The following is a 23,193-nucleotide window of genomic DNA, read 5'->3' as shown; positions in this document are numbered from 1 at the left end:
CGGGTGGTGACGGGTCGTCGCATCGGTGGCCGGGGCCGTGCAGCCGAGTGGGTGAGACCTTCGCGCGATCTCCGTCACACCGTCGCAGAGGTGTTACGGCGCGTCCTCGGAACGTCACCGCAGGTAAACCCACGTCAACACTTCGTAAGACCTCGGTGAACCGGCCGTACCCGATGTGCGCCGGGCCCGGGGCCGCGAGTAATGTCCTCACCTGCACAGACTCATATCGACCTCTCGACATCGGAGGCCCCGTTGTCCCGCTTCGCGCTCATCAAGGCAGTGCTCGGACCGATCATGCGCCTGATGTTCCGCCCACAGGTGGAGGGCGTGGAGCACATCCCCGGCGACGGCCCGGTCATTCTGGCCGGTAATCACCTCACATTCATCGACTCGATCGTGCTGCCGCTCGTCACCAGGCGGCAGGTGTTCTTCATCGGCAAGGACGAGTACGTCACCGGCAAGGGCGTCAAGGGCCGGCTGATGGCCTGGTTCTTCACCGGCGTCGGCATGATCCCGGTGGACCGGGACGGTGCGAGCGGCGGCGTGGCCGCGCTGATGACCGGACGGCGGATCCTGGAGGAGGGCAAGATCTTCGGGATCTACCCCGAGGGCACGCGGTCGCCCGACGGCCGGCTGTACCGGGGGCGCACCGGTATCGCGCGGCTGACGCTGATGACCGGTGCGCCGGTGGTTCCGTTCGCCATGATCGGCACGGACAAGTTGCAGCCGGGTGGGGCTGGGATTCCGCGGCCCGGCAAGGTGACGGTTCGCTTCGGTGAGGCGATGGAGTTCTCCCGGTACGAGGGGATGGACCGGGACCGGTATGTGCTGCGGGCCGTGACCGACTCGGTGATGGCTGAGGTCATGCGGCTGTCTGGGCAGGAGTACGTGGACATGTATGCCACGAAGGCGAAGGCTGCCTAGTCGCCGTACGGGGCGCGGGATCTCTTGCGGGTGCCGCTCCGTTGTGGTTGCTCGCGCCCCCGCGGCGGAGCCGCATATCGGTACAGCCCCGCGCCCCTTTCGGTGCGCTTTCCTCACCCGGCGCTTTCCAGTTTCTGGCCCTTCAGCAAGAACCACGCCACCACCGCCGTTGCCAGCAGGACTGCCGCTCCCGCGCCCGACGCCAGGTGCAGTCCGTGGACGAAGGAGTCGCGGGACGCGTTCAGGAGTGCCTCCGCTGAGTGCGGGGGCATTTTTGTCGCCGCCTCCACAGCCGCGCCCAGTGATTCATGTGCCTGGGCCGGGGTGCCGGCCGGGCCGGTGAAGCCGCGGTAGGCGCCCGTGACGATGGAGCCGAGCAGGGCGATGCCGAGGGCCGCGCCCAGTTCGTACGCCGTCTCGGAGACCGCCGAGGCGGCGCCTGCCTGTTCCTTGGGCACGCTGGAGAGGATCACGTCGGCGGTGACGGTGAAGGAGAAGCCCGCGCCGATGCCCACGACCAGGAGCGCGGCGCCGAGCAGGGGGTAGCCGGTGGACTGGCCGAGCGCCGTGAGCGCGGCCAGGGCCAGGCCGACCGCCGCGAGGCCGCCCGAGACCACGGTGCGGACCGAGAAGCGGCGCGCCGCGCGGCCCGCGATCAGTCCGGCCGCCACCGCGCCGACCGCGGCGGGCAGTTCGGCCAGGCCCGCCTCGAACGGGCATCTGCCCTGGACGAGTTGCAGGTACTGGGAGAGGAAGAACACCAGGCCGGACATGCCGAGCACGGTCAGCAGGTCGGCGAGGACAGCCCCGCTGAAGCCACGGCGCCGGAACAGCCGCATGTCCAGCAGCGGGGTCGGCATGGTGAGCTGACGGTGGACGAAGCCGTAGAGGGCCGTCGCGCCGAGCAGTGCCGTGGCGAGCACCGGCCAGGTGAACCCGTGCGTGGCGGCCTCCTTGACCGCGTACACGACGGCGATCACGCCGACCAGCGACAGCACGACGCTGATCAGGTCCCAGGGACCCGGGTTCGGATTGCGGGACTCGGGCAGCGTGCGGATGCCGACGAGGACCAGGACCGCCATCACCGGCAGGTTGATCAGGAAGACCGAGCCCCACCAGAAGTGCTCCAGGAGGAAACCGCCGGCGATCGGGCCGACGGCCGTGCCGGCGGAGGCGGTCGCGCCCCAGATGCCCACGGCGAGGCTGCGCTCGCGCGGGTCGTGGAAGAGGTTGCGGATCAGGGCGAGGGTGGCGGGCATCAGGGTCGCGCCCGCGACACCGAGCAGCGCCCGCGCCAGGATCATCAACTCCGGTGTGGTGGCGTAGGCGTTGAGGACCGATATCGCGCCGAACGCCGTGGCACCGCCGAGCAGGATCCGCTTGCGGCCGATGCGGTCGCCGAGGCTGCCCATGGAGACCAGCAGACCGGCGATGACGAAGGAGTAGACGTCGCCGATCCACAGGAGCTGAGTGCCGGAAGGGTTGAGGTCTTCGCTGATGTAGGGGGTCGCCAGGCCGAGGACGGTGGCGTCGACGGCCACCAGCAGCACGGCCAGGACGAGGACGGAGAGCGCGAGCCAGCGGCCCGGGCGCGTCACCGCCTCCGTCGTCGCGGCCGGCTGCAGGGTGCTGGTCATGATTCCTCTCTTCGTACAGCGCCGCCGAGCAGCAGCTCGGCGACCATCGTCGGGAAGTCCCTGGCGGCCACACGGCCGTCCAGGGTGGCCCAGGCGCAGGAGGCGATCAGGCCGTACAGCGCCTCGGTGAGCCAGACCGGAGTGAGGTCGATACGGAACTCGCCCGCCTGCTGGCCGCGCTGGAACACCGCGCCGATCCGGGTGTCCAGGCGCAGCCATCCGCCGTTCTGCCGATCGCCCTCCCACAGCTGGCTCTCGCCGTACAGGAAGGCGAGCAGTCCGGCCGCGGGCTGGATCTCGCGCACCAGCCTGCGTACGGCCTCGCTCGCGGGCCCTTCCTCCAGCCGGGCCCGGTCCACGGCCGCCTCGCACTCCTCGATGCCGAGCGCCTCAAGCGCCCGTACGAGGGCATCGCGGCCGGCGAAGTGGCGGTGCAGCGTGGCCCGGCTGATCCCGGCGGCCTTGGCGACCTCGTCCATGGTCGCGGTGGATTTACGGGTCAGGAGGGCGGCCGCACTGCGCAGCACCTGGTCACGGTCGAGAGTCATGAGACAAGGATAGCCCAGATGAGACAATCTTGTCTCATCCCGGGCGTGCGTGACTCATAGTCGCCGCCGGGACGAGTGACGGTCAGTGCCAGGGCAGCTGTCCGCGCCGCTCCCAGTAGGCGCGCGGGTCCTCGGCGAGCGTGGCGAGGCGGGTCAGCTGGTCCACGTCGAGGTCGACGGCGGGAGCGTGCAGGTTGGAGACGAGCTGGGTGACCGTCGCGGCGCCGGAGAGCACGACACCGGCCCACGGCCGGCACAGGATCCAGGCCAGGGCCACCGCGTCGCAGCCGAGGCCGGTCTCCTCGGCGACGGCCCGGAGCATCTCCGGGGCGTGCGGCGCGGCCAGCCGGCCATTGGCCATGCCCTCCTTGACGATCACGGTGAGCCCGGCTTCGTGCGCCTCGGCGAGGGCGGAGGCCGCCGAGGTCTCGAGCACGTTGTACGTCGACTGGACGGTACGGAAGAGGGGCTCGCCGTCGGCGGTCAGCTGGAGGGCGGCGCGGATCGTGTCCGCCTGGGCGGGGCCGCTGGTGGAGAAGCCGATGGTCAGGCCCTGGGCGGCGGCCTCGGCGAGCCGGGTGTGGAGGTCCTTGTCGGTGAGGGCCGGGCTGTCCGGGGTCACCGAGTGGATCTGGTACAGGTCGAGCCGGTCGCCGAGCACGGCGTCGGTCTCGGCGCGCTGCCGCTCGTACGCGGCGAGGCTGTGGTCCTTGACCTCGTGCTGTTCGGCGTCGGTGGACCAGCCGGCGGTGTAGGTGTAGCCCCACTTGCTGCCGACGACCACGTCGTCGATGTCGGGGCGGGCGTTCAGCCAGTCGGCGAGGAATTCCTCCGAACGGCCGTAGGAGCGCGCCACGTCGAAGTAGCGCACGCCCTGGGCGTAGGCGGCGTCGAGGAGTTCGTGGGTGCGATTGCGCAGCGCGTCGGCGCTGCGGCTCTCTCCCAGGTCGCGTTCTCGGTCGAGGTTGATGTAGCCGGGGCGGCCGACGGCGGCGAGACCGAGTCCGATGTGGCAGGTGGGGGTTGTTGCTGTTGCCAGGCGGGCGAAGGGCATCGCGGGCTCCGTTCGGTCGGATCCGGTACGGCTTCCGACCAACGTATCCCCGCGACGACCTCAGGGTCCGCCTAAGGACTCGGGTCGCGCGGTGCAGTCGCGAGCGCGGGTGCGCTGTGGTTGCCCGCGCAGTTCCCCGCGCCCCTTCAGGGGCGCCTCACATCAGCGCTTCTTTGCGTCCGCCCATTCGTGCTGGGCCGCCACGTTCGCCTTCACCTCGGCAAGCTGGATCGCGACCGCGCTGGGTGCCGTACCTCCCCGGCCGTTGCGGGAGGCGAGGGCGCCCGGGACGTTGAGGACGGACCGGACCTCGGGGGTGAGGTGGGCGGAGATCTTCGCGAACTGTTCGTCCGTCAGGTCGTCCAGTTCCTTGCCCTCGGCCTCGGCGGCCTTGACGCACTCCCCCGCGACCTCGTGGGCCACGCGGAACGGCACGCCCTGCTTGACCAGCCACTCGGCGATGTCGGTGGCGAGCGAGAAGCCGGCCGGGGCCAGTTCCTCCATGCGCTCGCGGTTGACCGTGAGGGTGGCGATCATGCCGGTGAAGGCGGGGAGCAGGACCTCCAGCTGGTCGCAGGAGTCGAAGACCGGCTCCTTGTCCTCCTGAAGGTCGCGGTTGTAGGCGAGGGGCAGGGCCTTCAACGTCGCCATCAGACCCGTCAGGTTGCCGATCAGGCGGCCGCTCTTGCCGCGCGCCAGCTCCGCGATGTCCGGGTTCTTCTTCTGCGGCATGATCGACGAGCCCGTGGAGAACGCGTCGTGCAGGGTGACGAAGGAGAACTCCTTCGTGTTCCAGATGATGATCTCCTCGGCGATCCGGGAGAGGTTCACGCCGATCATCGCGGTGATGAAGGCGAACTCGGCGACGAAGTCGCGCGAGGCCGTGCCGTCGATGGAGTTGCCGACGCTGCCGTGCTCGAAGCCGAGGTCCTGGGCGACCGCCTCCGGGTCCAGGCCGAGGCTGCTGCCCGCGAGAGCGCCTGAGCCGTACGGCGACACCGCCGTGCGCTCGTCCCACTGGCGCAGCCGCTCGGCGTCCCGGGACAGGGACTGGACGTGGGCGAGGACGTGGTGGGCGAAGAGGACCGGCTGGGCGTGCTGGAGGTGGGTGCGGCCGGGCATCGCGACGTCCGGGTGGGCCTCGGCGAGGCCGATCAGGGCGTCCTGGAGGTCGGCGATGAGGCCGCCGATGGTCCGGGCGTGGTCGCGCAGGTACATCCGGAAGAGGGTGGCGACCTGGTCGTTGCGGGAGCGGCCGGCGCGCAGCTTGCCGCCGAGGTCGGGGCCGAGGCGCTCCAGCAGGCCGCGCTCCAGGGCGGTGTGCACGTCCTCGTCGGCGATGGTGCCCACGAAGGCGCCGGACGCGACGTCGGCCTCCAGCTGGTCGAGCCCGGCGATCATGCGCTGCAGCTCGTCCTCGGTGAGGAGACCGGCCTGGTGCAGCACGCGCGCGTGGGCCCGCGAACCGGCGATGTCGTACGGCGCGAGCCGCCAGTCGAAGTGGACGGACGCGGACAGCTTCGCCAGGGCCTCGGCGGGGCCGTCGGCGAAACGGCCGCCCCAGAGCCGTACGTCACCGCTGTTGCTGCTCACTTGCGCTGCTCCTAGAGAAGTGGGTCGGTTACGCGAGGTGTGCGTCAGGCTATGCCTGCAGATCGCGCCGGGCGGCGATCTTCGAGGACAGGCTGTGGATGTCGATGAAGCCCTTGGCCGCGGACTGGTCGAACGTGTCGCCCGTGTCGTACGTCGCCAGGCTGAAGTCGTACAGGGACTCGGCCGAGCGGCGGCCGGTGACGACCGCGCGGCCGCCGTGCAGGGTCATCCGGATGTCGCCGGTCACGTGCTGGTTGGCCTCGTCGACGAAGCCGTCCAGGGCGCGCTTGAGCGGGGAGAACCACTGGCCGTCGTAGACGAGTTCGCCCCACCGCTGCTCGACCTGCCGCTTGTACCGGGCGAGCTCGCGCTCGACGGTGACGTTCTCCAGCTCCTGGTGCGCGGCGATCAGGGCGATCGCGCCCGGAGCCTCGTACACCTCGCGGGACTTGATGCCGACGAGGCGGTCCTCGACCATGTCGATCCGGCCGATGCCGTGGGCGCCGGCGCGCTCGTTGAGCTGCTGGATCGCCTGCAGGACGGTGACCGGCCCGCCGTCGATGGCGACCGGGACGCCCGCCTCGAAGGTGATGATCACCTCGTCGGCCTCGCGGGGCTCCGCCGGGTTGGCGGTGTACTCGTAGATGTCCTCGACCGGGGCGTTCCAGATGTCCTCCAGGAAGCCCGTCTCGACCGCCCGCCCGAAGACGTTCTGGTCGATGGAGTACGGGGACTTCCTGGTGGTGGCGATCGGGAGCTGCTTGGCCTCGCAGAAGGCGATCGCCCTGTCCCGGGTCATCGCGTAGTCGCGGACCGGGGCTATGCACTTCAGGTCGGGGGCGAGGGCGACGATGCCTGCCTCGAAGCGGACCTGGTCGTTGCCCTTGCCGGTGCAGCCGTGGGCGACGGTCGTGGCGCCGTGCTTCCGGGCGGCGGCGACCAGGTGCTTGACGATCGCCGGCCGGGAGAGGGCCGAGACCAGCGGGTAACGGTCCATGTAGAGCGCGTTGGCCTTGATCGCCGGGAGGCAGTACTCCTCGGCGAACTCGTCCTTGGCGTCGGCCACTTCGGCCTCCACGGCACCGCAGGCGAGGGCGCGTTTGCGGATGACGTCCAGGTCCTCGCCGCCCTGGCCGACGTCCACGGCGACGGCGATGACCTCGGCGCCCGTCTCCTCGGCGATCCAGCCGATGGCGACGGAGGTGTCCAGACCGCCCGAATAGGCGAGTACGACGCGCTCGGTCACGGATTTCTCCTCACACTGCACTTGCTGTCATGCATGAGTATGCAGAGGCCTGCATGATTCGTCAATGCGCGGGGTGCTTGACCGCGTGAAACCGCTTTCTCGTACTTCCCGCCGGCATCCGCATGCCCAGGGCTCTTCCGAAGTACAACAAGCGTCGCGTGGCGGTCGTCGGGGGCGCTGCCGCCGTGGCGCTGTCCGGCGCGGTGATCGCCGGCTCGCTCTCGCGGGCACCCCGCCAGGAGCGGCGGCGCGGCGCAGGCCCGGACCCTGGCGAGCCCCGGCACCATCAGCTGCCCGGACGTCCCCTCCGAGCGCCCGGCCGTCCCCGCCTCCGCCAAGGCAGAGGTCGACCGCAACCCCACCCTCCTCCAGACCCAGATCCAAGAAGCCAACAAGCGTTCGCAAACCACCGTGGGTCAAGGCGGACCCCGCTTCGCCGACAACGCCATCCTCGGACCCCTCAAGGACAAGCGGATCTCCACCATCGACCGCATCGCCATCGCCATCGGCCGCACCACCACCAAGCCCACCGGACTCGACGCCCTGGCCGCCTGCACGCTCACGAAGTGAGGTAGCGGGCAGCGTGGCCGTCCCGACCAGCGCCGGCCGGGGCGGCCACGGTGGGTCCGGGAGCGTGCGCCCGGAAGTGTGCGTCCGGATGGGGCCTCTGCGGCGAAATCCTTAGACAGGCGAAGGGGTTGCGCCGATAATCGTTAGACATGGGAAAGACCTATGAGCGCATCGACGGCAGGCTCCGGACGTTCATCGAGGAGCAACCCCTCTTCTTCACCGCGACCGCACCGCTGTCCGGCGACGGCACGGTCAACCTGTCCCCCAAGGGCCTCAAGGGCTCCTTCGTTGTGCTCGACGAACTGACCGTGGCCTACCTGGACTTCGCCGGGTCCAACGCCGAGACCATCGCGCACCTCAGGGAGAACGGCCGGATCACCCTGATGTGGTGCGCCTTCCAGGGCCCGCCGAACATCGTGCGCGTGCACGGCCGGGGCGAGCCGGTCTTCCGGGACGACCCGCGCTTCAAGGAGCTCCTCACCCATTTCCCGGACATCGATCCGAGTGTGCACGGGCTGCGCGCGGTCATCGTCGTACACGCCGAACTAGTCCGGGACACCTGTGGGTACGCCGTCCCCCACATGGCGTACGAGAGCGACCGCGACCTGCACGGGAAGCGTTTCGGGCGGGAGGACGACGTCTCGCTGAACGCGTACTTCGAGAAGAAGGAGCATGTCGCGACGAGCCTGGACGGACTACCCGGGCTGCCGTTGCCGCTTCCGCCGTCTACCGTCTGAGCCATGCGCCCCGGTGTCGTGCTCGCCCTCATGTCCGCATCCTCGCTCGCCCTGCTCGGCTTCACACCGGGTCCCGAGTCCGCGCCGCTGCCCACACGCATGGCCGACACCGGCGGCGGCAGCCAGCTGATCACCGCTCAGGCACCGGGCACCGGCTCGACATCGGGGACGGTCACCTGGTGGGACCTGCGGGACGGGCAGTGGGTGCGGGCCGGTTCGGCACCGGCGCGGTTCGGGGCGAACGGGCTGGCGGAGGGGGCCTCGCGGCAGCAGGGGACGAACACGACACCGACCGGCCTGTACGGCCTTCCCTTCGGCTTCGGGATCAAGGCCGCGCCGAGCGGGACGAGCATCGAGTACCGGCCGGTGAAGGAGAGTTCCTGGTGGTGCCAGGACAACGACTCTGCGGCGTACAACCGTTGGGTGGATCCGCTGCCCGCCGACTGCCGCGCCTCCGAGTCCGAGCACTTGGTCACCTACAGCACCCAGTACGCGTACGGGCTCCTCATCGGCTTCAACTACGACCGGCCGGTGCGGGGGCGCGGAGCCGGGATCTTCCTCCATGTGAACGGGCAGGCGGCGACGGCTGGGTGCGTGTCGGTGCCGGAGGACGCGATGCGGCGGATCCTCCAGTGGGCGAAGCCGGACCGGAAGCCGCACATGGCCATCGGGACGGTGGACGGAGCCACGGCCGTCACCCGGTACTGAAGGGCTCAGCTCGCCGGAAGCCGCACCGTGAACGTCGTGGAGCCCGGCCTGCTCTCCAGCCCCACGCTCCCCCCATGGGCCTCCACCACCGCCGCCACGATCGACAGGCCGAGGCCCGCGCCGGAGCCGGAGGTGCCGGTGGGGCGGCGGTGTTCGGCTCGGGTGAAGCGTTCGAAGACGCCGGGCTGGACCTCCTCGGGGACGCCGGGGCCGTCGTCGTGGACGGAGAGGACGGCCGCGTCGGTGCCGGCCTCCAGGGTGACCGTCACCTTCGTGTCAACGGGCGTGTGCAAACGTGCGTTGGCCAACAGGTTGGCCAACACCTGTTGAAGACGGTGGGCGTCGCCCGGGACCGTCACCGGGTCCTCGGACAGGTCCAGGGTCCATCGGTGGCCGGGACCGGTGGCGCGGGCGTCGGTGACCGCGTCCAGGACCAGGTGGGTGAGGTCGACCGGGCGGCGCTCCAGTGGGCGGCCCGCGTCCAGCCGGGCCAGCAGCAGCAGGTCGTCGACCATCTCGCCCATGCGGGCGGACTCGGCCGTGATGCGCTGCAGGGCACGGGTGACCTCCGGCGGTACCGGGCCGGGGTGCAGCAGGGCCAGCTCGGCGTGGCCGCGGACCGAGGCGACCGGGGTGCGCAGCTCGTGGCTGGCGTCGGCGGCGAAACGGCGCAGCCGCTCCTGGCTCGCGTGCCGTTTGGTCAGCGCGTCCTCGACATGGCCGAGCATGCGGTTGAAGGCCGCGGCGACCCGGCCGACCTCGGTGCCCGGGTCGGCGTCCGGGGCGCGCGGCGGCAGCGCGACCTCGCCGCTGGCCAGCGGGAGTTCACTGACCCGGGTGGCGGTGGCGGCGACCCGGCTGAGGGGGCGCAGGGACCAGCGGACCCAGAAGGCGCCGGCCACGCCGGTCACCACCAGGGCCAGCCCGAAGACGATCGCGGCGACCGCCTCCAGCCGGTGGACGGTGGCCTCGACCGGTTCCAGCGGCAGGCCGACGACCAGCACGTCCCCGTCCCGGCCGGCGGTGGCGACGACCCGGTAGTCGTGCAGGGCCGACAGCTCGACGGTGTGGGGCCGGCCGTCGGCCGGTACGCGGGCCAGCCGGGCGGCGTCCTGCGCGGTCAGGCCGACGGTCAGGTCGGCCGCCGGGTCGCCGGAGCGGATGAGGCCCTTGTTGGTGACCGTGCCGTTCAGCAGACGGGCGCCGAAGGTGCCGGTGGCCATCCGGCGGGTGTCGCCGTGCTCGTCCCCGTCGTGGTCGTCGGGCAGCTTGCCGTTGTGTTCGAGGCTCTCCGGGAACCGGGTGCCGACCTGGGCGAGCTGCTCGTCCAGGCGCTGGGTGAGGAAGCCGTTCAGCTCGACGACCGCCGTCAGGCCCAGGGCCGCGCAGCTCACCGCCAGCAACACCACCAGGCCGAAGATGAGGCGGGCGCGCAGGGTGCGGGGGCGGGGCAGACGGGACACCCGGGACAGACGTGACTCGCGGGGCACACGGGACCGGCGGGGCCAGGACAGGCGTAGCAGACGGCGCACGGCAGTGGAGCGGGAGAAGCGGCTCACTTGGTCACCGGTTTCAGTACATAGCCCGCCCCGCGCACCGTGTGGATCATGGGCTCACGGCCCGCGTCGACCTTCTTGCGCAGGTAGGAGATGTACAGCTCGACCACATGGGCCCGGCCGCCGAAGTCGTAGGACCAGACCCGGTCGAGGATCTGCGCCTTGCTGAGCACGCGGCGCGGGTTGCGCATGAGGAAGCGGAGGAGCTCGAACTCGGTGGGTGAGAGCTCGATCAGCTCGCCGGCCCGGGTGACCTCGCGGGCCTCCTCGTCCATCGCCAGGTCGCCCACGACCAGCCGTGGTCCCTCCTCCTGCTGCCTGGCCATGCCCGCCCGGCGCAGCAGGCCGCGCAGCCGGGCCACGACCTCCTCCAGACTGAAGGGCTTGGTGACGTAGTCGTCGCCGCCGGCCGTGATGCCCGCGATCCGGTCCTCGACCGCGTCCCGCGCCGTGAGGAAGAGCACACAGACGTCCGGCTTCACCTCGTGCAGCCGGCGCAGCACGGCGAAGCCGTCGGTGTCCGGGAGCATCACGTCCAGGACGACGGCGTCGGGCAGCAGCTCGCGCGCGGTGCTGAGCGCCATGGCGCCGTCCCCGGCGGCACGCACCTCCCAGCCCTCGTAGCGCAGGGCGCCGGTGAGCACCTCCGCGAGGTCGGGGTCGTCGTCGACGACAAGGACGCGCAGCGGGGTGCCGTCGGGTCGGGTGAGGGCCGGGCGGCCGGAACGGGTGGTGTTCATCGCGCTTTCCAGCATCACCCCTGCGGAGGGGTGCGAGGTACCGCCTCCGCTCTGAGTTTTCTCTGAGAGCGCTCACCCGTCCCCTGAACGCCGACTGAGAACCGCCTCTGAGTCTGCTGTGAAAAGGCCTGGTCATGGGCTCGCTCAGAGGTACCTCAGAGCTTTCCGCCGCACAGTGGCCCGTGACGACGGACGAAGGGACGGCAACTGATGACCACCGTGGGTATGCGGCGGGCGGCCCCGCCCGTGACCGCGCGGCGCTCCCCCGCGGGGCCCGTGCTGGCCGCGCTGTGGGCCGGAGCGGCGGCCGCGGTCGCGATCTGGTGGGCGGACACCGGGTCCGTGGTCGGTACGGCCGACTGGCTGACCGGCGCCGGGCGGATCGCCGGGCTGCTGTGCGGGTACGCCTGCGCGGTGCTGGTCGGTCTGATGGCGCGGGTGCCGCTGCTGGAGACGCGGATCGGCTCGGACCGGGTGGCGCGCTGGCACGCGATGGCCGGCCGGTACACGGTCTGCCTGCTGGTCGCGCACATCGTGCTGATCCTCTCCGGGTACGCCGCCCAGGACCGGGCCTCGCTCTGGCACGAGGCGGTGACCGTCGTCCTGGACTACCCGGACATGCTGAAGGCCACCGCCGGCACGGTGATCCTCTTCGCGGTCGGCATCACCTCGGCCCGGGCCGTGCGCCGCCGCACCAGCCACGAGTTCTGGTACTACGTCCACCTGCTGACGTACGCGGCCGTCTTCCTGGCCTTCTTCCACCAGCTGACGCTGGGGAACGAGTTCAACGGCAAGCCGGTCGCGACCGCCGTCTGGTACGCGCTGTACCTGGGCGTCGCGGCCCTGGTGCTGTGGTTCCGGATCCTCGCCCCGGTCCGCCTCAACCGGCGCCACCAACTGCGTGTGGACTCGGTTCACATGGAAGCACCCGGTGTGTACTCGGTCGTCGTACGCGGGCGGCACCTGGACGAGCTGGGCGCGCGGCCGGGGCAGTTCTTCCGCTGGCGCTTCCTCGGCGAGGGTCTGCGCTGGACGTCGACGCCGTACTCCCTGTCGGCCCCGCCGCGCCCGGATCTGATGCGCGTCACGGTCAAGGCGCTCGGCGACCACAGCGCGGCCGTCGCCCTGCTGCGGCCCGGCACCCGGGTGTGGGCGGAGGGCCCGTACGGCTCCATGACCGCCGACCGGGCCACCAGCCACCACTCACTGCTGATCGCGGCAGGCGTCGGCATCACCCCGCTGCGCACGCTGTTCGAGACGCTGCCCGGCGAGGTCACCCTTCTGTACCGGGCGCGCAGTGCGGAGGATCTGGCGCTCGGCGGCGAGCTGGAGGCGATCGCCCGCTGGCGCGACGCACAGGTGCTGTACGCCCTGAACGGTCCCCGGGGCGAGCGCCCGGCCATCACCGCGGAGTCGCTGCGCGCGACCTTCCCGGGCCTCGCCGGCCACGACGTCTATATCTGCGGGCCGCACGGCTTCGCGCAGGACGTGTACGAGGCGCTGCGGGCGGCCGGGGTGCCGGACCGCCGTATCCACCACGAGTCGTTCGAACTGTGAGAGCTGTGAGGCAGACCACGTGCATGCCCTGAAGAAGAACCGCCCGCTCCGCCGGATCGTGCTGGCCAGTGCCGCCACCGTCTCCGGGATGGTGCTGCTGCTGTCGCTCAAGCCGCACACGGGCCCCACGCTGGCCATGGCCGACACCAAGTCGCCGACCGTATCGAGCAGTTCGGCCCCGTCGAGCGGATCGAGCGGATCGTCGGGCGGATCGAGCGGCTCCTCCGGTGGCTCCGCCTCGGGTTCGAAGGTCAGCAAGACCGTCACCGGAGACACCGTCCAGACCCGCTGGGGCCCGGTCCAGGTGCGGGTGACGATCAAGAGCGGCAAGCTCACGGACGTGACGGCGGTGCAGTACCCCCAGGACAACCCGCGCGACCAGGAGATCAACAGCTACGCCCTGCCCCAGCTGCGGCGTGAGGCGCTGGCCGCGCAGAGCGCGGGCATCGACATGGTGTCGGGTGCCACGTACACCAGCACCGGCTACCAGCAGTCCCTGCAGTCCGCGCTGGACTCGGCGGGGCTGTGAGGCGGGGCCGCTGAACACTCGGCGCACGCGGCACGTATCTGTGGGCCAAGGGTCAAGTCCCCACGGAGGAACCGTGACCACCACGCTCGCAGGCGGACGTGCCGCCCGCCGACAGACGATGCGCCGCATCCGCCCGCGCCGCTCCCCGGCCGTACCGCTGCTGCTCGCCGTCTGGGCGGGCGCGGCGGCCGTGCTGTGGCTCTGGTGGCACAACACACCGTCCATCGCCGACGACACCGGCCGGATCCTCAACGCGGGCCGGATCACGGGCCTGTTGGCCGGCTATCTGATGGCGCTGGTCGTGCTGCAGATGGCGCGCGTACCGGCGCTGGAGCGGCGGGTCGGCTCGGACCGGGTGGCCCGCTGGCACGCGATGAGCGGCCGCTACACGCTCTGCCTGATCGTGGCGCACGTCTTCCTCACCATGTGGGGGTACGCGCGCCAGGCGGGCAAGTCGCTCGGCGACATCGTCCAGCAGACCGTCGACTCCATCGACCAGCTTCCCGATGTGGGCAAGGCGGCCATCGGCACGGGCCTGTTCGTGCTGATCGGGCTGACCTCGATCGGCGGTATCCGCCGCCGGATGCCGTACGACACCTGGTACCACGTGCATCTGATGACGTACGCGGCGGTGTTCCTGACGTTCTGGCACCAGATCACCACCGGCAACGACTTCGCGGTCGAGCCCATGGCGAAGACCTTCTGGTACGGCCTGTACGGCGTGGTCACCGCGCTCTTGATCTGGTACCGGATCCTCACCCCGATCCGGCTGAACCTCAAGCACCGGATGCGCGTGGAGGCGGTCATCGAGGAGACGCCGGGCATCGTGTCGGTGCTGATCGGCGGCCGCAAGCTGCACCGGATGGGCGCGGAGGCGGGCCAGTTCTTCCGCTGGCGGTTCCTCGCGCCGGGGATGCGCTACAGCTCGCACCCGTACTCGCTGTCGGCGGCGCCCCGCCCGGACATGCTGCGGATCACCGTCAAGGCGATCGGCGACCACAGCGCCCGGTTGCGCGAGCTGACGCCCGGCACCCGGGTGTGGGCGGAGGGCCCGTACGGGGCGATGACCGCCCAGCGCCGCAGCCGGGGCAAGGTGCTGCTGGTCGCGGGCGGGGTCGGCATCACCCCGATGCGGGCGCTGTTCGAGACGCTGCCCGGCGCGGCCGGTGACATCACCCTGCTCTACCGGGCCAACAGCACCCAGGACCTGGCGCTGTGGGACGAGCTGGCGAAGATCGCCGAGGAGCGGGGCGCCCGGCTGATGTACGCGGTGAACAGCCCCGACGGGGAGCGGCCGGACATCTCCGCGGAGAACCTCCAGCGGAAGATCCCGGACATCGACCGGCACGACGTTTTCATGTGCGGCCCGGCCGGGTTCGCGCAGTCGGTGTACGAGGCACTGCGCGGCGCGGGGGTCCCCGCCCGCCGCATCCATCACGAGTCGTTCGAGATGTGAGCGGGAGCTACGGACAGATGAGGAAGAGCCACCCCATTCGGCGGGTCGTGCTGGCCACCGCCGCCACCGTGTCCGGTGTCGTGCTGCTGCTGTCGCTGAAGCCGGCCTCCGATCCGGCCGCGGCGTCGGCGGCGGGCGCGGCCCCACAGGCGACGGCGGGCCAGCAGACACCGCAGGGCGGCACGCAGCCGGTCGGCGCGGCCGGTTCGGCCGGATCGACCGCCGGCACGGTGACCGGTGACGCCACGCAGACGCAGTACGGGACCGTGCAGGTACGGCTGACCGTCGCGGGCGGCAAGATCACCAAGGCCGAGGCGGTGCAGGCGCCCAAGGGCGGACTCAGCGACCAGAAGACCGCCCTGGCCGTCCCCAGGCTCAACCAGGAGGCCGTCGCGGCGCAGAGCGCGCAGATCGACGCGGTGTCCGGGGCGACGTACACGAGCAACGGCTACAAGAAGTCACTGCAGTCGGCGCTGGACAGGATGAAGACGTCCGCCGGGTCCTCGACGGGGACCTCGGCCGGCTCCTCCGGTTCCGGAGCCTCCGGCAGTTCCGGTACGGCACAGGCCCGCACGGTCACCGGTAAGGTCGCGCAGACGCAGTACGGCCCGGTGCAGGTGCGGATCACGGTCAGCGGTGGCAAGATCACCAAGGCCGAGGCCGTCCAGGCGCCCAAGGGCGGACTCAGCGACCAGAAGACGGCACTGGCCGTCCCCAGGCTCAACCAGGAGGCCGTCACGGCCGGGAACGCGAACATCGACGCCGTCTCCGGCGCCACCTACACCAGCACCGGCTACAAGCAGTCCCTGCAGTCGGCGCTCGACCAGGCCGGTGGCTGACCCGGTGACCGAGTCGGGCGATGCTCCCGCCGCGGTGCGTCATGCGGAGGAGGTCATGGGGACCGTCTTCTCCTTCGACGTCCGCGGCGGGGAACCCGGTGCGGTGCGCGAGGCTCTCGCCGAGGCCGTCGCCGGTCTGCACCGGGTCGACGCGGTGTTCAGCACCTACCGCGAGAACAGCGAGGTCTCGCGGCTGGCCCGGGGTGAGCTGACCGTGGCGGAGTGCGCGCCGGAGGTGGCCGAGGTGCTGGACCTCGCGGCCGAGGCGGAACGGGTGAGCGAGGGCTGGTTCAGCACCCGCTACCGGGGCTCGCTCGATCCCACCGGCATCGTCAAGGGCTGGGCCGCCGAACGGGCCGCGCGGCTGCTGGCGGGGGTGGCCGGGGTGCGCGGGGTGAGCGTCAACGGAGGCGGGGACGTCCAGCTCCTCGGCACGCCAGAGCCTGGGCGGCCGTGGCGCGTGGGGGTGGCGGATCCGCTGCGGCCGGGTGGTCTGGCGGCGGTGATCTCGACGGCGGGCGTGGCCGAGCTGTCGGTGGCGACCTCGGGTACGGCCGAGCGGGGCGCGCACATCGTGGATCCGCGCACCGGGAAGTCCGCGGTGTCGGACCTGGTGGCCGTCACGGTGATCGGTCCCCGTCTGACCTGGGTCGACTGCTGGGCCACGGCGGCCTTCGCGATGGGCTCCCGGGCGGGCCTGGCGTGGCTGGAGTCGCTGCCGGACGTGGAGGGGCTGCTGATCACCGCCGGCGACGAGGTGCGGTGCACCGGGGGACTGGCGGCGCGGCTCGGCTGACCACGGGCGAAGGCCCGTTCGCCGCACCGTCGGTGTCACGCTGTACGAGGTCGCGTGCGGTGACGTCCTTTTCGACTGCGGGGATCCCGCAGACGAGACCGACGAGACCGGCGACGGCGGCGACGGCGACGGCGCGGACGACTGGTACCCGCAGGCCGAGGAGGCGGCCCCGCCGATCGCGTCCCGGCGGCGGCTGCCGCCCGCGCTCGCCGGCGCGATCGACGCCTGTCTGCGAGCCGACCCGGCCGCGCGGCCGACGGTCGCGGAGCTGGCCGCGGCCCTGGAGGGGGACCTTGCCGCGGCGCCCCTGACGCGGGCCGGCCCAGCGTCGGCTACGACGGCTCCACGACGTGCCCCATCTCCAGGTGGGCCGTGGCGAGGACGGTGCCGCCGGGTGTCGTCAGCCGGGCGCCGGAGAGGGTCGAGAGGTCACCGGGCGCGGCCACACCCCACTCGCCGCGTCCGGCGGTCAGGGGGAAGGCGCCGACCCGGACGGTCGTGCCGTCGGAGTGCTGCAGGAGACAGGTGACCTTGCCGGTGTACGCGCCGCGGGGGCCGGCGGAATCGACGGACACGAAGATCCAGCCGGGGGTCCCTGGGTGGGCGTAGACCTCGCCGACCTTGCCGCCGCCGCTCGTGGCCGAGGTCATGTCGCCGACCAGCATGGGCTCGGACACCGAGGCGGGCGCCGTCGAGGCGACGACCTCCTCGATGGCGGTGCCGATCCCCCAGCCGGCGAAGCCGACGGCGACGGTGAGCGCGGTGGCGACGGCCGCGAGCCGCAGCCGGGCACGCCGGGCACGCCCGCGCAGCTTCCGGGACGCACGGCCGGACGCGCCCGCGGGAGCCTCGGGCGCCGAAGCCTGCTCGGCCAGCCTGCGCGCCACTCGGGTCTCGAACCCGGCCGGGGGCTCGCCGTCCGGCAGCAGGCCGATCAGCCGGTCGCCGACCAGGGTGAGCTGACGGACGTACTCCCGGCAGTCCGCGCACCGGTCCAGATGGGCGACCGCCTCGGCGCGCTCCCGGCCGGGCAGCACGCCCAGGGCCAGCTCGGCGCCGATCTCGCGCAGCTTGTCGCAGTTCGCGTCACTGGACATGGTCGCCTCGCTTCGGAGACGCGAGCGTGGTGCGCAGTTTCGCCATGGCTGCCCTGATCCGTGTCTTGGCGGTGCCCAGCGGGATGCGCTCCGCGTCGGCGATCTGCTGGGCCGTCATCCCGTAGATGCCCGCCATCACCAGGGCCCTTGCCTGTTCCCGGGGCAACCGCGCCACGGCGGCCCGCAGCTGGGAGGAGGCCTCGTCGGCCAGCGCCCACTGCTCGGGGGTCTCGGTGACGACGCCGATGACGGAGTCGAGGTCCTCGGGTGCCATCGGCTCGGTCCGCCGGGCCCGGACGGCGTCGACGGCGAGGTTGTGCGCGATGGTCGTCAGCCAGGTGCTGACCGAGCCGCGGCGCGAGTCGTAGATCTGGGCGTGCCGCCATGCGCGCTCGAACGTCAACTGAGCGACGTCCTCGGCGAGTTGCTTATCCCCGGTGACGGCCATGGCAACCCCGAAGACCCGGTGCTGAAACCTGCGTACGAAGATCACCGCCAGTTCCGGATCACCGGTGGCCAGCCCGGCCAGCAGGGCTTCGTCCGGGAGGCGGTCCACGGGGAACCGGAAACCCGACACACCCCTGTATACGGCCGACGGCCACCAGGGGATTGCCCGCCCACCTGCCCGCCCGCCGCGGAAGATCACACTGTCATTCTCCGCCCGCGGGCGGGGGGCCGCATGCGGGTTCAGTGCCCGTTCTGTGCCAGCCGCAGCAGGTGGTCCGCCAGGGCCTGGCCCCCGCTCGGGTCCCGGCTGATCAGCAGCAGCGTGTCGTCGCCGGCGATCGTGCCCAGGATGTCGTGCAGCTCCGCCTGGTCGATGGCCGAGGCGAGGAACTGGGCGGCCCCCGGCGGGGTGCGCAGGACGACGAGGTTGGCGGAGGCCTCCGCGGAGATCAGCAGCTCCTGGGACAGGCGCCGCATGCGCTCCTCCTTGGCCGACCCCCCCAACGGGGCACGGGGGGTGCGGAATCCGCCCTCGCTCGGCACCGCGTAGATCAGCTCGCCGTCGGTGTTGCGGATCTTCACCGCGTTCAGCTCGTCGAGGTCCCGGGAGAGCGTCGCCTGGGTGACGCTCAGCCCGTCGTCGGCGAGCAGCTTCGCCAGCTGACTCTGCGACCGCACCGGCTGCCGGTTGAGGATGTCCACGATCCGGCGGTGCCGCGCGGTACGTGTCTGCGGGACGGCCGGTCCGGTACCCGCCGCCTGCTCGTGGTCCTGCGCCTGGCTCATCGTCGTCCTATTCTTCGGATCGTCCGTCCCCATCCACTGGGTTCGCTGCGTCGAGGACGCCGGGCAGCACCTGCAGGAACGCTCCCACCTCGTCGTCGGTCAGGTTCAGCGGCGGCATGAGCCGTACGACGTCGGGGGCGGGGGCGTTCACCAGGAACCCGGCCTCCTGGGCCGCCTGCTGCACCTGTGGCGCGCGCGGCCCGGTGAGCACGATACCCAGGAGCAGGCCGGCACCCCGCACATAATCGATCAGCGGGTGGCCCAGCCCCTCGATTCCCTCGCGCAGCTTCTCGCCCTGCCGCTTGACGTTCTCCAGCAGGCCCTCGTGCGCGATGGTGTCGAGCACGGCCAGTCCGGCGGCGCAGGCGACCGGGCTGCCGCCGAAGGTCGTACCGTGCTGGCCCGGCTGGAGCAGTTCGGCGGCCCGGCCGAAGGCCACGGTGGCGCCGAGCGGCAGTCCGCCGCCGAGCTGCTTGGCGAGGGTGACGACATCGGGCAGGACGCCCTCGTGGGCCTGGTACTCGAACCAGGTCCCGGTGCGGCCGATGCCGGTCTGCACCTCGTCCAGCACCAGCAGGGCGCCGGTGGCGGCGGTGATCGCGCGGGCGGCCTTCAGATAGCCGGCCGGGGGCACCACCACCCCGTTCTCGCCCTGGACCGGCTCGATGATCACCAGAGCGGTCTCCTCGGTGACCGCCGCCGCGAGCGCCTGGGCGTCGCCGTAGGGCACGTGGGTGACCTCGCCGGGCAGCGGCAGGAAGGGGTCCTGCTTGGCAGGCTGGCCGGTGAGCGCGAGGGCGCCCATCGTACGGCCGTGGAAACCACCGGTGGTGGCGACCATGTGGGTGCGCCCGGTGAGCCGGCCGATCTTGAAGGCGGTCTCGTTGGCCTCGGCGCCGGAGTTGCAGAAGAAGACGCGGCCCTCCCGGCCGAAGAGCTGGAGCAGCCGTTCGGCGAGGGCGACGGTGGGCTCGGCCATGAAGAAGTTGGAGATGTGGCCGAGGGAGGCGATCTGCCTGCTGACGGCCTCGACGATCGCCGGGTGGGCGTGACCGAGGGCGTTGGTGGCGATGCCGCCGACGAAGTCGTGGTACTCCCGGCCCTCGGCGTCCCACACCTTGACGCCCTCGCCGCGCACGAGGGGCAGGCGGGGGGTGCCGTAGTTGTTCATGAGCGCGCCCTGCCAGCGCTGGGTCAGCTCCTGGTTGGCCTGGTGCCCCTGGTTGCCCTGGTTGCCCGTCACTGTGCGTCCCCCTCGAGCTCGTCGGGCACGACCATCGTGCCGATGCCTTCGTCGGTGAAGATCTCCAGCAGGATCGAGTGCTGGACCCGGCCGTCGATGACGCGGGCGGTGTGCACCCCGTTGCGCACGGCGTACAGGCAGCCCTCCATCTTCGGCACCATGCCGGAGCTCAACTCCGGCAGCAGCTTCTCCAGTTGGGAAGCGGTGAGGCGACTGATCACCTCGTCGGAGTTCGGCCAGTCCTCATAGAGGCCCTCGACGTCGGTGAGGACCATGAGGGTCTCGGCGCCCAGTGCCGCAGCGAGTGCCGCAGCCGCCGTATCAGCATTGACGTTGTAGACATGGTGGTCGTCCTGGGAGCGGGCGATCGACGACACGACCGGGATACGGCCGTCGGCGAGCAGCGCCTCGATGGCGCCCGTGTCGATCGCGGTGATCTCGCCGACCCGCCCGATGTCGACCAGTTCGCCGTCGATCTCGGGCTGGTGCCTGGTGGCGGTGATGGTGTGCGCGTCCTCGCCGGTCAGGCCGACGGCGAGCGGCCCGTGCTGGTTGAGCAGACCGACCAGCTCCCGCTGCACCTGCCCCGCCAGCACCATCCGTACGACGTCCATGGCGTCCTCGGTGGTGACGCGCAGGCCCGCCTTGAACTCGCTGACGATGCCGTGCCGGTCGAGGGCGGCGCTGATCTGAGGGCCGCCGCCGTGGACGACGACCGGCTTGAGGCCGGCGTGCCGCAGGAAGACGACGTCCTGCGCGAAGGCGGCCTTCAGTTCCTCGTTCACCATGGCGTTGCCGCCGAACTTGATGACGACGATCTTGCCGTGGTGCCGGGTCAGCCAGGGCAGCGCCTCGATGAGGATCTGGGCTTTCGGCAGGGCCGTGTGCTTGCGAGTGCTCATGACGAGTAGGCGCTGTTCTCGTGGACGTAGTCGGCGGTGAGGTCGTTGGTCCAGATCGTCGCGGTCTCGGCGCCCGCGGCCAGGTCGGCGACGATGTGCACCTCGCGGTAGCGCATGTCGACCTTCTCGCGGTCCTCGCCGACCGAACCGTTCTTGCACACCCACACGCCGTTGATGGCGACGCCCAGCCGGTCCGGCTCGAAGGCGGCCTCGGTGGTGCCGATCGCGGAGAGCACCCGGCCCCAGTTGGGGTCCTCGCCGTGGATCGCGCACTTGAGGAGGTTGTTGCGGGCGATGGAGCGGCCCACCTCGACGGCGTCCGCCTCGCTCGCCGCGTTGACCACCTCCACCTTGATGTCCTTGCTGGCGCCCTCGGCGTCCCGGATGAGCTGCTGCCCGAGGTCGTCGCACACCTGCCGTACGGCGTCGGCGAACTCCTCGAACTCCGGGGTGATGCCGGAGGCGCCGGAGGCGAGCAGCAGGACGGTGTCGTTGGTGGACATGCAGCCGTCGGAGTCGACACGGTCGAAGGTGACCTTCGTGGCCGCGCGCAGCGCCCGGTCCAGTGCGTCGCTGTCCAACTCCGCGTCCGTGGTGAGGACGACCAGCATGGTGGCGAGGCCGGGGGCGAGCATGCCGGCGCCCTTGGCCATGCCGCCAACGGTCCAGCCCTCCTTGGTGACGACGGAGGTCTTGTGCACGGTGTCGGTGGTCTTGATCGCGATGGCGGCCTTCTCGCCCCCGTGCTCCGACAGCTGGTCGGCCGCCGTCTCGACACCCGGGAGCAGCTTGTCCATGGGCAGCAGGACGCCGATGAGCCCGGTGGAGCACACGGCGACCTCGATGGCGCCCCGGCCGAGCACCTCGGCCACCTTCTCGGCGGTCGCGTGGGTGTCCTGGAAGCCCTTGGGACCGGTGCAGGCGTTGGCGCCGCCGGAATTGAGGACGACGGCGGAGACCTGGCCGCTCTTGAGGACCTGCTCGGACCACAGCACCGGCGCGGCCTTCACACGGTTGGAGGTGAAGACGCCCGCGGCGGCACGGCGCGGCCCGTTGTTGACCACGAGGGCCAGGTCGGGGTTGCCGTTCTCCTTGATCCCGGCGGCGATCCCCGCCGCCGTGAATCCCTTGGCTGCCGTGACACTCACGGTGCGACTCCGATCGTGGAAAGCCCCATGGCCTCGGGAAGACCGAGGGCGATGTTCATGCTCTGGACGGCACCGCCGGCGGTGCCCTTGGTCAGGTTGTCGATGGCGCTGATCGCGATGATGCGGCCCACGCTCTCGTCGTACGCGACCTGCAGCTGAACGGCGTTGGAACCGTAGACGGACGCCGTCGCGGGCCACTGGCCCTCGGGGAGCAGATGGACGAAGGGCTCGTCGGCGTAGGCCTTCTCGTAGGCGGCGCGGACCGACTCCGCGGTGACACCCGCCTTCGCGGACGCGCTGCACGTGGCGAGGATCCCGCGCGGCATCGGCGCGAGCGTCGGCGTGAAGGAGACCGAGACCCGCTCCCCCGCCGCCCCGCTGAGGTTCTGGATCATCTCGGGGGTGTGCCGGTGGCCGCCGCCAACGCCGTACGGCGCCATGGAGCCCATGACCTCGCTGCCGAGCAGATGCGGCTTGGGTGCCTTGCCCGCGCCGGAGGTGCCGGACGCGGCGACGATCACCGCCTCGGGCTCGGCGATCTGGGCGGCGTAGGCCGGGAACAGGGCGAGGGTGACGGCGGTGGGGTAGCAACCGGGCACCGCGATGCGCTTGGCCCCCTCCAGCGCGGCGCGGGCGCCCGGAAGTTCGGGGAGGCCGTAGGGCCAGGTGCCGGCGTGCGCGGAGCCGTAGAACTTCTCCCAGTCGGCCGGGTCCTTCAGCCGGAAGTCGGCGCCCATGTCGACCACGAGGACATCGGGCCCGAGCTGCTCGGCGACGGCGGCGGACTGCCCGTGCGGCAGCGCGAGGAAGACGACATCATGCCGACGGCCCTGCCCGGCGAGCGCCTCGGCCGTGGTCTCGGTGAGCACGCGGTCGGCCAGGGGCGGCAGATGCGGCTGCAGCGCGCCGAGCCGCTGGCCGGCGTTGGAGTTTCCGGTCAGGGCACCGATCTCGACCTCGGGGTGCGCGAGGAGCAGGCGCAGGACCTCGCCGCCCGCGTATCCGCTCGCTCCGGCCACCGCCGCACGTACCGCCATGTCCATCCTCCTCGTGATGGCATGACTATACGTACTGCCGCAG

General features: G+C 71.5%; 22 protein-coding genes and 1 pseudogene. 9 read left to right on the top strand and 14 right to left on the bottom strand.

Annotated features, from left to right (window positions below; translation table 11 throughout):
- Window positions 1-252 precede the first annotated feature (252 nt).
- The gene (locus AB0M27_RS03310; RefSeq protein WP_365717375.1) at window positions 253-924 is read left to right on the top strand and encodes a lysophospholipid acyltransferase family protein; all 672 of its coding nucleotides are present in this window, start codon (window positions 253-255) and stop codon (window positions 922-924) included.
- Window positions 925-1,037: 113 nt separating this feature from the next.
- Here AB0M27_RS03310 and AB0M27_RS03305 read toward each other — a convergent pair whose 3' ends face one another.
- The 5 genes from AB0M27_RS03305 to AB0M27_RS03285 all read right to left on the bottom strand — a co-directional run bounded on the left by AB0M27_RS03305 (window position 1,038) and on the right by AB0M27_RS03285 (window position 7,002).
- Window positions 1,038-2,561 carry an MFS transporter gene (locus tag AB0M27_RS03305; protein WP_365717373.1) on the bottom strand — a complete coding sequence of 508 codons (1,524 nt, stop codon included), beginning with the start codon at window positions 2,559-2,561 and terminating at the stop codon, window positions 1,038-1,040.
- Window positions 2,558-3,109, bottom strand: coding sequence for a helix-turn-helix domain-containing protein (locus AB0M27_RS03300; protein ID WP_365717371.1), 552 nt, complete (start codon window positions 3,107-3,109; stop codon window positions 2,558-2,560). The genes AB0M27_RS03305 and AB0M27_RS03300 overlap by 4 nt, the downstream gene beginning before the upstream one ends.
- Window positions 3,110-3,191: 82 nt before the next feature.
- Window positions 3,192-4,163 (bottom strand): aldo/keto reductase, encoded by a 972-nt coding sequence (locus tag AB0M27_RS03295; protein ID WP_365717369.1) that lies wholly within the window; start codon window positions 4,161-4,163, stop codon window positions 3,192-3,194.
- A 162-nt stretch (window positions 4,164-4,325) separates the two neighbouring features.
- A complete protein-coding gene (argH, locus tag AB0M27_RS03290; RefSeq protein WP_365717367.1) occupies window positions 4,326-5,756 on the bottom strand; it encodes an argininosuccinate lyase in 1,431 nt (476 codons plus the stop codon).
- A gap of 49 nt (window positions 5,757-5,805) precedes the next feature.
- Window positions 5,806-7,002, bottom strand: coding sequence for an argininosuccinate synthase (locus AB0M27_RS03285; protein WP_365717365.1), 1,197 nt, complete (start codon window positions 7,000-7,002; stop codon window positions 5,806-5,808).
- A 122-nt stretch (window positions 7,003-7,124) separates the two neighbouring features.
- Here AB0M27_RS03285 and AB0M27_RS03280 point away from each other — a divergent pair.
- From AB0M27_RS03280 to AB0M27_RS03270, 3 genes and pseudogenes are all read left to right on the top strand, one after another.
- Window positions 7,125-7,563 (top strand): annotated as a pseudogene (locus tag AB0M27_RS03280) (hypothetical protein); the annotation flags it as partial.
- A gap of 158 nt (window positions 7,564-7,721) precedes the next feature.
- The gene (locus AB0M27_RS03275) at window positions 7,722-8,309 is read left to right on the top strand and encodes a pyridoxamine 5'-phosphate oxidase family protein (RefSeq protein WP_365717363.1); all 588 of its coding nucleotides are present in this window, start codon (window positions 7,722-7,724) and stop codon (window positions 8,307-8,309) included.
- Between the two features lie 3 nt (window positions 8,310-8,312).
- The gene (locus AB0M27_RS03270; protein WP_365717361.1) at window positions 8,313-9,017 is read left to right on the top strand and encodes a L,D-transpeptidase family protein; all 705 of its coding nucleotides are present in this window, start codon (window positions 8,313-8,315) and stop codon (window positions 9,015-9,017) included.
- A 5-nt stretch (window positions 9,018-9,022) separates the two neighbouring features.
- Here AB0M27_RS03270 and AB0M27_RS03265 read toward each other — a convergent pair whose 3' ends face one another.
- Entirely contained in the window at window positions 9,023-10,480 is a 1,458-nt protein-coding gene (locus AB0M27_RS03265; RefSeq protein WP_365717529.1) for a HAMP domain-containing sensor histidine kinase, read from the bottom strand.
- 92 nt (window positions 10,481-10,572) lie between these two features.
- A complete protein-coding gene (locus AB0M27_RS03260) occupies window positions 10,573-11,313 on the bottom strand; it encodes a response regulator transcription factor (protein ID WP_365717359.1) in 741 nt (246 codons plus the stop codon).
- A 210-nt stretch (window positions 11,314-11,523) separates the two neighbouring features.
- On the opposite strand from AB0M27_RS03260, the gene AB0M27_RS03255 reads away from it, so the two are divergent.
- The 5 genes from AB0M27_RS03255 (at window position 11,524) to AB0M27_RS03235 (ending at window position 16,490) form a co-directional block, all read left to right on the top strand.
- Window positions 11,524-12,870 (top strand): ferric reductase-like transmembrane domain-containing protein, encoded by a 1,347-nt coding sequence (locus AB0M27_RS03255; RefSeq protein ID WP_365717357.1) that lies wholly within the window; start codon window positions 11,524-11,526, stop codon window positions 12,868-12,870.
- 19 nt (window positions 12,871-12,889) lie between these two features.
- Entirely contained in the window at window positions 12,890-13,399 is a 510-nt protein-coding gene (locus AB0M27_RS03250; protein ID WP_365717355.1) for an FMN-binding protein, read from the top strand.
- 73 nt (window positions 13,400-13,472) lie between these two features.
- Entirely contained in the window at window positions 13,473-14,855 is a 1,383-nt protein-coding gene (locus AB0M27_RS03245; protein WP_365717353.1) for a ferredoxin reductase family protein, read from the top strand.
- Window positions 14,856-14,872: 17 nt separating this feature from the next.
- A complete protein-coding gene (locus AB0M27_RS03240; RefSeq protein WP_365717351.1) occupies window positions 14,873-15,694 on the top strand; it encodes an FMN-binding protein in 822 nt (273 codons plus the stop codon).
- On the top strand, window positions 15,687-16,490 hold the full coding sequence (locus AB0M27_RS03235) for an FAD:protein FMN transferase (RefSeq protein WP_365717349.1): 804 nt from the start codon (window positions 15,687-15,689) through the stop codon (window positions 16,488-16,490). The genes AB0M27_RS03240 and AB0M27_RS03235 overlap by 8 nt, the downstream gene beginning before the upstream one ends.
- Window positions 16,491-16,822: 332 nt before the next feature.
- Here AB0M27_RS03235 and AB0M27_RS03230 read toward each other — a convergent pair whose 3' ends face one another.
- From AB0M27_RS03230 to argC, 7 genes are all read right to left on the bottom strand, one after another.
- A complete protein-coding gene (locus AB0M27_RS03230) occupies window positions 16,823-17,587 on the bottom strand; it encodes a hypothetical protein (RefSeq protein ID WP_365717347.1) in 765 nt (254 codons plus the stop codon).
- Window positions 17,577-18,164: a sigma-70 family RNA polymerase sigma factor gene (locus AB0M27_RS03225; RefSeq protein WP_365717345.1), complete on the bottom strand. Its 588-nt coding sequence runs from the start codon at window positions 18,162-18,164 to the stop codon at window positions 17,577-17,579. The genes AB0M27_RS03230 and AB0M27_RS03225 overlap by 11 nt, the downstream gene beginning before the upstream one ends.
- A 110-nt stretch (window positions 18,165-18,274) precedes the next feature.
- On the bottom strand, window positions 18,275-18,820 hold the full coding sequence (locus AB0M27_RS03220; RefSeq protein ID WP_365717343.1) for an arginine repressor: 546 nt from the start codon (window positions 18,818-18,820) through the stop codon (window positions 18,275-18,277).
- Window positions 18,821-18,827: 7 nt separating this feature from the next.
- A complete protein-coding gene (locus AB0M27_RS03215) occupies window positions 18,828-20,063 on the bottom strand; it encodes an acetylornithine transaminase (protein WP_365717341.1) in 1,236 nt (411 codons plus the stop codon).
- Window positions 20,060-20,965 (bottom strand): acetylglutamate kinase, encoded by a 906-nt coding sequence (gene argB, locus AB0M27_RS03210; RefSeq protein WP_365717339.1) that lies wholly within the window; start codon window positions 20,963-20,965, stop codon window positions 20,060-20,062. The genes AB0M27_RS03215 and argB overlap by 4 nt, the downstream gene beginning before the upstream one ends.
- Entirely contained in the window at window positions 20,962-22,113 is a 1,152-nt protein-coding gene (gene argJ / locus AB0M27_RS03205; protein WP_365717337.1) for a bifunctional glutamate N-acetyltransferase/amino-acid acetyltransferase ArgJ, read from the bottom strand. The genes argB and argJ overlap by 4 nt, the downstream gene beginning before the upstream one ends.
- Complete coding sequence (gene argC, locus AB0M27_RS03200; RefSeq protein WP_365717335.1) at window positions 22,110-23,150, bottom strand: N-acetyl-gamma-glutamyl-phosphate reductase; 1,041 nt, start codon at window positions 23,148-23,150, stop codon at window positions 22,110-22,112. The genes argJ and argC overlap by 4 nt, the downstream gene beginning before the upstream one ends.
- Window positions 23,151-23,193 lie beyond the last annotated feature (43 nt).

It is taken from the genome of Streptomyces sp. NPDC052107, from assembly GCF_040680215.1.
Lineage (GTDB): Bacteria > Actinomycetota > Actinomycetes > Streptomycetales > Streptomycetaceae > Streptomyces.
This window is presented reverse-complemented; position numbering and strand designations above follow the sequence as displayed.